Raw genomic sequence first — 9,922 nt, forward strand, 5'->3', positions numbered from 1 at the left:
TTATGTCTTCTAATCCTGCTATCATTCTTAGTGTTGTTGATTTTGCACATCCTGATGGTCCTACAAATACCATGAATTCTCCATCTTTTATTTCTAGGTTTATTCCATGTACTGCTTTAAATCCATTTGGATATTGTTTTTCTACATTCTTTAATATTACTTCTGCCATTTACTCTCTCCTAATAAAAAATATATTTCTACAATAACATTATACCTCAACTTTTCATAAAGTCAATCATTTTTTTGAAATTTTTTTGCAATTTCTAAAAATTTTATGAAATTTTTGTTCAAAAGCTAATAAAAAAAGGCGAAAAAATATTTCGCCAATTTCTATTTATTTAATTTTTTATTCCAGCTTTCATTAATCTAATAATAGCTCCCCTATCATTTTCATCAAGTTTCATTCTGATAAATTTGATAGTTTCTTCTAAAGTTGGTATAGTCATGTATTCTAAAGCATTAACTCTTCTTCTTGTTTTTTCTATTTCATCTGCCATTAGTTGTGCAGATTTTTCAATTTCAGAAAGTTTTAATAACTCATTCATTACATTACTTAAATCCTCAACAGCCATATCTAGTTCTGAACTAGTATAAGCGAATGAATAAGGATAAATATCATCATCATTTCCATTTTTTTCTAATGTTATTTGTGGTATTCTAACACTCATAACATTTTTCTTTTCAACATTAACCTCAAAACTAATTTTAGGTACTGCTACAGCTTCTTCAAAAGAAGACTCTGAAATTAATGATTTAGAAATTGAAAAATTTTTTAGTGAACTTGTAAGTTTTTCTTCAACTCTTTTTCTCATTTCTCTATTCTGTTTTACAGTTTCTATAAATATTCTCATTAATTCATCTTGTTTATCTTTAAGTAATTTATGTCCTTTTTTTGCTGTAACCAACTTAATCTTAAGTTTACTTAACTCCATTCTTGTTGGATTTACATTTAATCTTGCCATAATTAATTATCCTTTTTTTCTAAATATTTTTCTAAATATTCATCTCTAATTCTCTTCAACTCATTTTTAGGTAATATTCTTAATAAATCCCATCCAAGTTCAAGAGTATCAATAATACTTCTATTTAAATTAAATCCTTGCCCAACATATTTTTCTTCAAATGCAGTTGCAAACTTAGCAAATTGTTTATCTGTATCAGATAGTGCAGACTCCCCTAAGATTACAGCTAATTCTTTTGCCTCTTTACCAGTTGCATAAGCTGAGAATAATTGGTTCATTGTATCTGCATGATCTTCTCTAGTTTTATTTCTTCCTATACCTTTATCTTTTAATCTTGAAAGTGATGGTAAAACATCAATTGGAGGCATTACATTCTTTTTATATAATTCTCTTGAAAGAACTATTTGTCCCTCTGTAATATATCCAGTTAAATCTGGAATTGGATGTGTTTTATCATCTTCAGGCATAGTAAGTATAGGTATTTGTGTAATTGATCCTGGTTTACCTTTTAATTTACCTGCTCTTTCATAAAGAGTTGATAAGTCAGTATATAGATATCCTGGATATCCACGTCTTCCTGGAACTTCTTTTCTAGCAGCTGAAATTTCCCTTAATGCTTCACAGTAGTTAGTTAAATCTGTAATTATTGTTAAAACATTCATTCCTTTTTCAAATGCTAAATATTCTGAACAAGTTAAAGCCATTCTTGGAGTAGCTATTCTTTCTACTGAAGGGTCATTTGCAAGGTTAATAAATAGAACTGCTCTATCTATAGCACCTGTTTTCTTGAAATCTTCAATAAAGAATTCTGCTTCTTCATATGTAATTCCTACTGCAGCAAATACTACTGCGAATTTTTCTCCATCTCCTAATACTCTTGCTTGTCTTGCTATTTGAGCTGCAAGTTCAGCATGTGGAAGTCCTGAACCAGAGAAAATAGGTAATTTTTGTCCTCTAACTAAAGTATTTAATCCATCTATTGCTGAAACCCCTGTTTGAATAAATTCTGAAGGATAATCTCTTGCAACTGGATTTAATGCTAGTCCATTAATATCTAAAGATTTTTCAGCTACAATTTTAGGTCCGTTATCTTTTTCTCTTCCTAGTCCATCAAATACTCTTCCTATCATATCTTCAGAAACTCTTAATTTTAAAGGTCTACCTAAAAATCTTACTTTAGAATCTCTCATATTTATACCTGCTGGTGATTCAAATAATTGAAGTACTGCTTTATCTTCATTTACTTCAAGTACTTTTCCTAGTCTTATTTCACCAGTTTGTGTTTCTACTTCTACTAATTCATCATAGCTTACACCTTCAACACCTTCAACTGTCATTAATGGTCCTACTATTTCATTAATTGTTTTATATTCTTTAATCACTACATTACCTCCCCTTGTCTTGAGATAAGTTCATTGATTTTTTCATCAACTTCTTTGTTAATTTCTTCTATTTTGTATATATTTTCTTCTGATAAGTATTTTGCTCTTGCAATTTTTTCTCTTACTTCAAGTTCTAAAATATCATTAACATATACATTTTTCTCTAAAGCTTTTTTAGCTTGTTTATAGAAATGTAATACCATGTTTAACATCTTATTTTGTTTATCTAAAGAAGTATATGTGTCTTGTTCATGGAAGGCATTTTGTTGTAAATAATCTTCTCTTATACTTTTTGCAGCTTCAAGTTTTAATTGATCTTCAAATGATAAAGTATCTTTACCAACAAGTCTTACTATCTCTTGTAATCCTGCTTCCTCTTGTAATAATTTCATAGCCATAGTTCTATTTTCAGAGAATTTCTCATCAACATTTTTATCCATCCATTCATCAACTTTAGTTTGATATAATGAATAAGAATTTAACCAGTTAATTGCTGGGAAATGTCTTCTATATGCAAGTTGTGCATCAAGTCCCCAGAATACTTTAACTATCCGTAATGTTGCTTGAGAAACTGGTTCTGAAATATCTCCTCCTGGAGGTGATACCGCACCTATAACTGTAAGTGCTCCTATTCTTTCATCTTCTCCTAAACAAACTACTTTTCCTGCTCTTTCATAGAAATCTGCAGCTCTAGATGATAGATATGCTGGATATCCTTCATCCCCTGGCATTTCTTCTAAACGTCCTGACATTTCTCTTAATGCTTCTGCCCAACGTGATGTAGAATCAGCCATTATTGATACTGAATAACCCATATCTCTAAAGTACTCAGCTATTGTTATACCTGTATAAATTGAAGCTTCCCTTGCCGCAACTGGCATATTTGAAGTATTTGCTATTAATACAGTTCTTTGCATTAAAGATTTACCTGTTAATGGATCTATTATTTCAGGAAATTCCATTAAAACGTCTGTCATTTCGTTTCCACGTTCTCCACATCCAACATAAACCACTACTTGAGCATCTCCCCATTTAGCAAATTGGTGTTGTACTACAGTTTTCCCTGATCCGAAAGGTCCTGGAACACAAGCTGTTCCTCCTTTAGAAACTGGGAAGAATGTATCTATTACTCTTTGTCCTGTAATTAAAGGTTCATCAGGATTAATTTTTTTAGCATATTTTCTACCTTTTCTTACTGGCCATCTTTGTATCATATTTACATTAACATCGCCGTTTTCTGTTTCAATTACAGCAATTATATCTTCTACTGTAAAATTACCACTTTCAATTTTTTTAATTGTTCCTTCTATTCCAACTGGAACCATTATTTTATGTTTGATTACTTCTGTTTCTTGAACTGTTCCTAAAACATACCCAGAACTTACTCTTTCCCCTACTGTTTTAGTCGCAACAAATTCCCAAACTTTTTCTCTATCTAAAGCGTTTACTTCTACTCCTTTTAGTAAGAAGTCTCCAACTTTTTGTTTAATTTTATCAAGTGGTCTTTGAATACCATCAAACATATTTTCTAATAGACCTGGTCCTAATTCAACTGATAAAGGCATTCCTGTTGTTTCAACAGGCTCATTAGTTCCAATTCCAGTAGTTTCTTCATATACTTGTATAGAGGCTCTATCTCCTCTCATTTCTATTATTTCACCTATAAGTTTATCATTACCAACTTTTACCATGTCAAATACATTAGCATGTTGCATATTTTCTGCAACTACAAGTGGCCCTGATACTTTTACTATTCTACCTTGCAAAGTATTTTCTCCCTTCATTAAAAGATATTAGTTCCTATTGCCTTTTCTATATTTTCATCTATTTTAGACATTCCTAAGTTTAAAGTACCAGCATTGTTTGGTATTAAAGTTATCATAGGAAGAATTTCTATTTTATATCTTTCTAAAACTTCTTCTGCTCTTTGAGCATATTCTTCTGTTATAAATATTATCCCATAATTATTACTTGCTAAATAATCTATAGTTGATTTTATTTTTTGTATACTCATTTCTACATTTTCAAAATTATCTATACTAAATACATCAACACCTAAAACCTTAAAAGAAATTACAGTGTCTCTGTCTCCAATTGCTGCTATCTTATACATAAACACCTCTCAATCTTTCTTTAATTACTTCTGGATTTATATTGTTTAATTTACCAGACATAATTAATCTTAGTGCCTTCATTTCATATTCTTTAGCTATAATATATGTAAATATTGGTTCTGGACCTATAGTCACATTTCTATAATCAACTGCTAAGTTAATTATCATATTATCAAACATCTTTTCAATATCCGATATATTTCCATCTTTTTCAAACTTATCCCAATATTTAGCTATAGTTGCTTTTTTAAATACTGGTAAATATGTATTATTTTCATATATTTTTACTAGTTCGTTTTTAGAAATACTTCCGCCATCAACAAACATATTTTCTACATAATCAATATTTTTATTTTGTTTTTTAAGTCTTAAGAATGTTACTATATTATATTTATCTATTACTCTATTGCTATATTTAATAAATATGTCTTCATTTAATTCCCTAGAAATTCTATGAACATCTTCCAAATACATTTTATCTAATAATATTGATGCTTTTTGTAAATCCTTTTCTTTTTTAACAACTAAAAGATTTTTTTCTAAATTATCTTTTTGCATACCTGTATCTAAAATATGCTTTTCAAGATCAGAGTTTGAATAATCATTTTTAAGTCTTAACTTAAGATTTTGATATTCATACTTTAAAGCAATCATATCTACTATACCTTGTTCTTCTTTTGTAAGTTCTCTTACAAATGAAAATACTCTTTTCGTTTCATTAAATAATATTTCTTCATACATTTCATCATTTGTAACACCAGCCATTGAAAATGCATATTCTGTATCATTTAATGTTTTAAGTATTTCTTTTAACGTATTTGTTTCAATCATTCTTATTAACTTTTGCTCAGTTAATAATTTTTTTTCTTGAATTTTTATTATAGAAACAGGCAAAATGAAATTATTTCTATTCATCTTCATTCTCCTTATTCAAAATATTTTTGTATTGCTTCTTCTAACTCTTCTCTTTTATGTCTAATTAAACTATCAAAACTATAGTTTTCTTCTATACCTTTATGTTTAATAATAAAGCCATTTTTTACATTTTCATCAACTTTAATATTAGGTAATAATCCTAATAAAGCATTGAACTTTTCTGGAATTAATATTTCTTCATCATCAAACTTTTTAGTTCTTTTTGATAAATTATCTAATAAGAAAGTTTTCATTTCATCCAATGAAATATTTTCTAAAATTCCTTTTAATTTGTCAATTACTTCTGTTATTAACCCTTGCTTAGTTTGAAGTAAGATATTTTTACATTTTAATTCAACACCTGAAGCAATTCTTTCAAGTTCTAATGTTTTAGTTGATTCAAATTTTCTAGTAATATTTTCTTTTTCTGATTTAAGTCTATTTTCAAAATCATTTTTTAAAGCATTCATTTGTTTGTTTGCTTCCTCAGTTATCAAAGATATTTTTTCATTGCTATCTGCTTTAATCTTTGACATTATATTATCTAAATTTGATATCATTTTTACACTCCTAAGCTACGTTATTTAATAAGATTACAGATATTACTAATCCTAATAGGGCATAAATCTCAACCATTACCGCATAAACTATACCTTTAACTTGTTGTTCTTCATTTTTTGCAAGTATAGTAATACCTGCAACTGAAACTCTCGCTTGAGCTATAGCTGAATGTAAACCAACAAATGCTATTGGTAAACAAGCTACTAAAACTACTAATCCTTGAGAAACTGTAGTTGCTGATGAAATTTTTCCTGATGCAAGTAATGCAATAACGAATCCATATAATCCTTGTGAACCTGGTAATAATTGTAAGATTAATGATTTACCAAATTTTTCAGGTTCTTCTATAACTATTCCAGCTGCTGCTTCCCCAACCATTCCTACTGCTTTTGCTGAACCTATTCCTGCAAGAATTGCTGCAAGTGCTGCTCCTAAATATCCTAAAGCTGGTCCTAAATTTACTAATAATGCTTCTAAACTTATCATTTGTATTTTCCTCCTAATTATTTCTTATGTTTATATATTTTTCTTTTATTTTAAAGTCTTTAAATGGTTTCCCTCCACCTTCGTAGAATTTAGAGAAAAACTCTACATATATTAATCTTGATGTATGAACATATGCTCCTAACATTGATAAGAATAAGTTAAATGCATGTCCAATTACTAATATTAATCCAACAAAGATTAACATATACCATTTATTACCCATCATAGATGCTATCATGTTTACAGCATAAGCAATATATCCTCCTGATAATCCTAATGCCATAAGCCTTACATATGAGATTAAATCACCCATATATCCTGAAATTCCATAAAGAGCATAAACTCCTAATCCTATTCTTCCTCCAACATTTTTAACTTCTCTACCACCAGTGGCAACAATTAATAACATCGAAATTATCATGGTGTATTTTGCAATAGTTACATAACTACCTTCTACCCCTGTAAATTTAGCAAATACGAAGTATCCTGTAGATATTAATGTTACTATCCAAAATCCAACATCACATAATGCATCATAATATCTTTTATCTCTTATTAATAAATATGCTTTAACTCCTAAAGCAATAAATATATGTATAATACCTAAAATTATTGATAATATCATTACTGGTTGATAATCACTTGTAGGTGAATAAATATGTAATGGATTACTAAATTCATATCCAAATAATGAACCATATAATAATCCCCAGAACATAGTTGATATTCCTAACATTAGTAAGAATTTAGCTACTGACTTTCCAGTTTTATCTAATTTAAATATTAATAATGCTATTCCTGATAACACACTCATTACTATACCATATCCTAAATCTGCTATCATCATTCCAAAGAATAACCAAAAGAATGGAGCAACAAGTATTGTTGGATCTATTTCAGTATATTTTGGTAACGAATATGTTGCAGTTAGAGTTTCAAACGGCTCTAAAACTTCGTTATTTGCAAGTTTTATTGGTATGTCTCTTGAAGTTTCATCAAATTCTTCATACTCTAAGTAATAATCTTTATTACATACTTTTTCTATTCTTTCTTCAAATTCTTTTTTTCTTTCTGAAGGGATATATCCACTTATAGCACTAAGCTTTTCAGTTGATTTGAACATTTCCTTCACATTTTCTTTTAGGAGAATATTTTTATAATACTCATAAGCTATCTCTATTTTCTCTAAATGTATTCCATTTTCACTTAATTTTTTATCAAGTTCTTCTAATTCAATTTTATTTTTATTAAGCTTATCCATTTTTTCTTTTTTTATTTCTATTGGAAGTTTTTTAATATCTATATTTAACTTATTAAAGTTATATAATCTCAGCTTATCTGACATATTTGCATCTTTATCAGAAAAGATAATAAAATTAACTTCTTTTTTCCCATAATCAATTATTTCTAATTCTGATAAACTTAAATCCTCTAATTTAAATTTTTCAAAATTCTTAACTGACATACTCCCTATATTAACATCTACATTTTTTAGTCTACTTAAATCACTTTCAGTAACATCCAGATTAGACCATTTTTCATATTCTCTTATTTCATTTACTAAGTTTTCATTAGCTTTAATCTTACTTTCCTTTTGATGGAAAATATGATTAATTTCCTCAATTATACTATCTATATCAATCTTGTTGATATATCCTTCAAGTTCTTGGTAACTAAATTCTTTTTTACCTTCTCTTAAAGATTGAATTAAAGGTTTTTTTTCAGAATATCTTCTAATTTTCTTGATTATAGACTCTAGTTTATATATCTTATCTTCTAGCTCTTCTTTACCTTCAGATTTAAGATTATCTAATTCTAAATCTAATTCTCTAAAGTCTACTTCCACAAATTCTTGTAGTTGTTTCAATAAGGCGTTTAGTTCATTTTTAAAGCTTATTAAATTAAACTTTTCAACCTTTACTATTGCCATATTTTATCCTTTCATTACTATATTTTTTACTTCTTCTAAAACTAAATCTATTTTATCATGAAAGTTATTTGATAATTTTTCAGATTTATCTTTCATTTCCGTAATCTTATACTCTAATGAATTTCTTAATTCGTCTTTTTCTTTATTTAATTTTTCTACAAGTTCAACTTTATACTCTTTAATATTTTGAGTAAAACTTTCTTCTAAATTTAACTTTAAATTCTCAATATTTGAATGTAACTCTTTTTGAGATGATTCAAAACTATCTTTTGCTAATTTTTCAATTTCTTCTAACTTTTCTAAAATCTCTTTTGCCATTTTCCCTCCTTTAAAATAGTACTATATAATCACCATAACCATATTCTTCAAGTTTTTCCTTAGGAACAAATCTTAGAATTGCTCCATTAATACAATAACGTAGTGATCCTTTATCTCTTGGTCCATCTGTGAATACATGACCAAGATGTGCTAAATCTTTTGCACTTTTAACTTCTATTCTATTCATTCCATGAGAATTATCTTCATAAAAGTTAACTGTTTCTGTTAAAATAGGTCTAGTAAAGCTAGGCCAACCACAACCTGCATCAAATTTATTATGAGATAAAAATAATGGCTCTCCTGTAACAACATTTATATAAATACCTTCTTCTTCAAATTGTTCAAATTCAGAAGTAAAAGGTCTTTCAGTAGCACTGTTTTGAGATATTTCAAATTCTAACTTACTAAGTTTTGTTCTTAATTCCTCTAGTTCTGGTTTAATATATATTTTATCAAATACTGGTTCATATGCAGAATGTAGATTTATATGACAATAACCATCCGGATTATTATCTAAATAATCTTGATGATAATCTTCTGCAAGTATATATTCTCTTAATGGTTCATTTTCAACAACTAATTTAGATCCAATTTTTTTCTCAATAAAGTTATATACTTTATTAATAACTGGAATATCAGCATCGTCAATATAATAAATTCCAGTTCGATATTGTCTACCTATATCTCCACCTTGTTTATTTACTGAAAGTGGATCAATTAATTTAAAAAATCTAAGTAGTAATTCCTCAAGTCTAACTAAATTAGAATTATATTCTATCTCTAATGTTTCAACATGATCTGTTAATTTAAGTTCCTTATAACTAGTATTAGGTGAAATACCATTAGCATAACCAACTGTTGTATTTACAACTCCAAGTACTCTTTTAAAGTAACCTTGCATACCCCAAAAGCACCCACCAGCTAAATATATTTTTTTCAAAATAATCACCTCATTTTTTTACTTATTACCTTAATTATATCATAATTTAGTAAATAAAAAAAGAAAAGTTCTCCTTATTTTATCTAAAAAATATATAAACTAAAATGTTCAGAAATTCAATAAATATTATATAGATACCGTTACACTATACTTAATATTATACATTATAAATTTAATTTGTCAATACAAAAAAAGAAGCCAAAAGGCTTCTATGTATTCTGTTTTAAATATTAAATGGCGACCTTGGAAGGACTCGAACCTTCGACCCTCTGATTAACAGTCAGATGCTCTAACCGACTGAGCTACAAAGTCAT

The 9,922-nt window shown here is 27.9% G+C and carries 11 protein-coding genes and 1 tRNA gene; all 12 read right to left on the minus strand.

The features are described 5' to 3' along the window. On the minus strand, positions 1 to 169 hold a 169-nt coding region (locus GM111_RS07605; RefSeq protein ID WP_156299685.1), incomplete at its 3' end, for an ATP-binding cassette domain-containing protein. Positions 170 to 338: 169 nt separating this feature from the next. Then, positions 339 to 962, minus strand: coding sequence for a V-type ATP synthase subunit D (locus GM111_RS07610; protein WP_156300505.1), 624 nt, complete (start codon positions 960 to 962; stop codon positions 339 to 341). A 2-nt stretch (positions 963 to 964) separates the two neighbouring features. Then, positions 965 to 2,344, minus strand: a complete 1,380-nt coding sequence (locus GM111_RS07615; protein WP_156300506.1) for a V-type ATP synthase subunit B — start codon at positions 2,342 to 2,344, stop codon at positions 965 to 967. Further along, positions 2,344 to 4,110, minus strand: a complete 1,767-nt coding sequence (locus GM111_RS07620; protein WP_331279615.1) for a V-type ATP synthase subunit A — start codon at positions 4,108 to 4,110, stop codon at positions 2,344 to 2,346. Before GM111_RS07620 ends, GM111_RS07615 begins: the two co-directional genes overlap by 1 nt. Before the next feature lie 17 nt (positions 4,111 to 4,127). Further along, positions 4,128 to 4,457, minus strand: a complete 330-nt coding sequence (locus GM111_RS07625; RefSeq protein WP_156300508.1) for a V-type ATP synthase subunit F — start codon at positions 4,455 to 4,457, stop codon at positions 4,128 to 4,130. Further along, entirely contained in the window at positions 4,450 to 5,373 is a 924-nt protein-coding gene (locus GM111_RS07630; protein ID WP_197034534.1) for a V-type ATPase subunit, read from the minus strand. The genes GM111_RS07625 and GM111_RS07630 overlap by 8 nt, the downstream gene beginning before the upstream one ends. Before the next feature lie 11 nt (positions 5,374 to 5,384). After that, positions 5,385 to 5,933 (minus strand): V-type ATP synthase subunit E, encoded by a 549-nt coding sequence (locus GM111_RS07635; protein ID WP_156300510.1) that lies wholly within the window; start codon positions 5,931 to 5,933, stop codon positions 5,385 to 5,387. A 10-nt stretch (positions 5,934 to 5,943) separates the two neighbouring features. Then, a complete protein-coding gene (locus tag GM111_RS07640) occupies positions 5,944 to 6,420 on the minus strand; it encodes a V-type ATP synthase subunit K (RefSeq protein WP_156300511.1) in 477 nt (158 codons plus the stop codon). Positions 6,421 to 6,433: 13 nt separating this feature from the next. Then, a complete protein-coding gene (locus tag GM111_RS07645; RefSeq protein WP_156300512.1) occupies positions 6,434 to 8,350 on the minus strand; it encodes a V-type ATP synthase subunit I in 1,917 nt (638 codons plus the stop codon). A 3-nt stretch (positions 8,351 to 8,353) separates the two neighbouring features. Then, on the minus strand, positions 8,354 to 8,668 hold the full coding sequence (locus GM111_RS07650) for a YtxH domain-containing protein (RefSeq protein WP_156300513.1): 315 nt from the start codon (positions 8,666 to 8,668) through the stop codon (positions 8,354 to 8,356). A 10-nt stretch (positions 8,669 to 8,678) separates the two neighbouring features. Next, positions 8,679 to 9,608, minus strand: a complete 930-nt coding sequence (msrB, locus tag GM111_RS07655) for a peptide-methionine (R)-S-oxide reductase MsrB (RefSeq protein WP_156300514.1) — start codon at positions 9,606 to 9,608, stop codon at positions 8,679 to 8,681. Positions 9,609 to 9,843: 235 nt separating this feature from the next. Continuing rightward, positions 9,844 to 9,920 (minus strand) — tRNA-Asn (locus GM111_RS07660). Positions 9,921 to 9,922: the final 2 nt, after the last annotated feature.

It is taken from the genome of Streptobacillus canis (genome assembly GCF_009733925.1).
Classification (GTDB): Bacteria; Fusobacteriota; Fusobacteriia; order Fusobacteriales; family Leptotrichiaceae; genus Streptobacillus; species Streptobacillus canis.

What these genes read in the sequence shown, in the direction of transcription:
- GM111_RS07630 (WP_197034534.1), bottom strand. Translation starts at nt 5,373, where the DNA reads ATGAATAGAAATAATTTCATTTTGCCTGTTTCTATAATAAAAATTCAA.
- GM111_RS07640 (WP_156300511.1), bottom strand. Translation starts at nt 6,420, where the DNA reads ATGATAAGTTTAGAAGCATTATTAGTAAATTTAGGACCAGCTTTAGGA.
- GM111_RS07610 (WP_156300505.1), bottom strand. Translation starts at nt 962, where the DNA reads ATGGCAAGATTAAATGTAAATCCAACAAGAATGGAGTTAAGTAAACTT.
- GM111_RS07645 (WP_156300512.1), bottom strand. Translation starts at nt 8,350, where the DNA reads ATGGCAATAGTAAAGGTTGAAAAGTTTAATTTAATAAGCTTTAAAAAT.
- GM111_RS07625 (WP_156300508.1), bottom strand. Translation starts at nt 4,457, where the DNA reads ATGTATAAGATAGCAGCAATTGGAGACAGAGACACTGTAATTTCTTTT.
- GM111_RS07635 (WP_156300510.1), bottom strand. Translation starts at nt 5,933, where the DNA reads ATGATATCAAATTTAGATAATATAATGTCAAAGATTAAAGCAGATAGC.
- GM111_RS07650 (WP_156300513.1), bottom strand. Translation starts at nt 8,668, where the DNA reads ATGGCAAAAGAGATTTTAGAAAAGTTAGAAGAAATTGAAAAATTAGCA.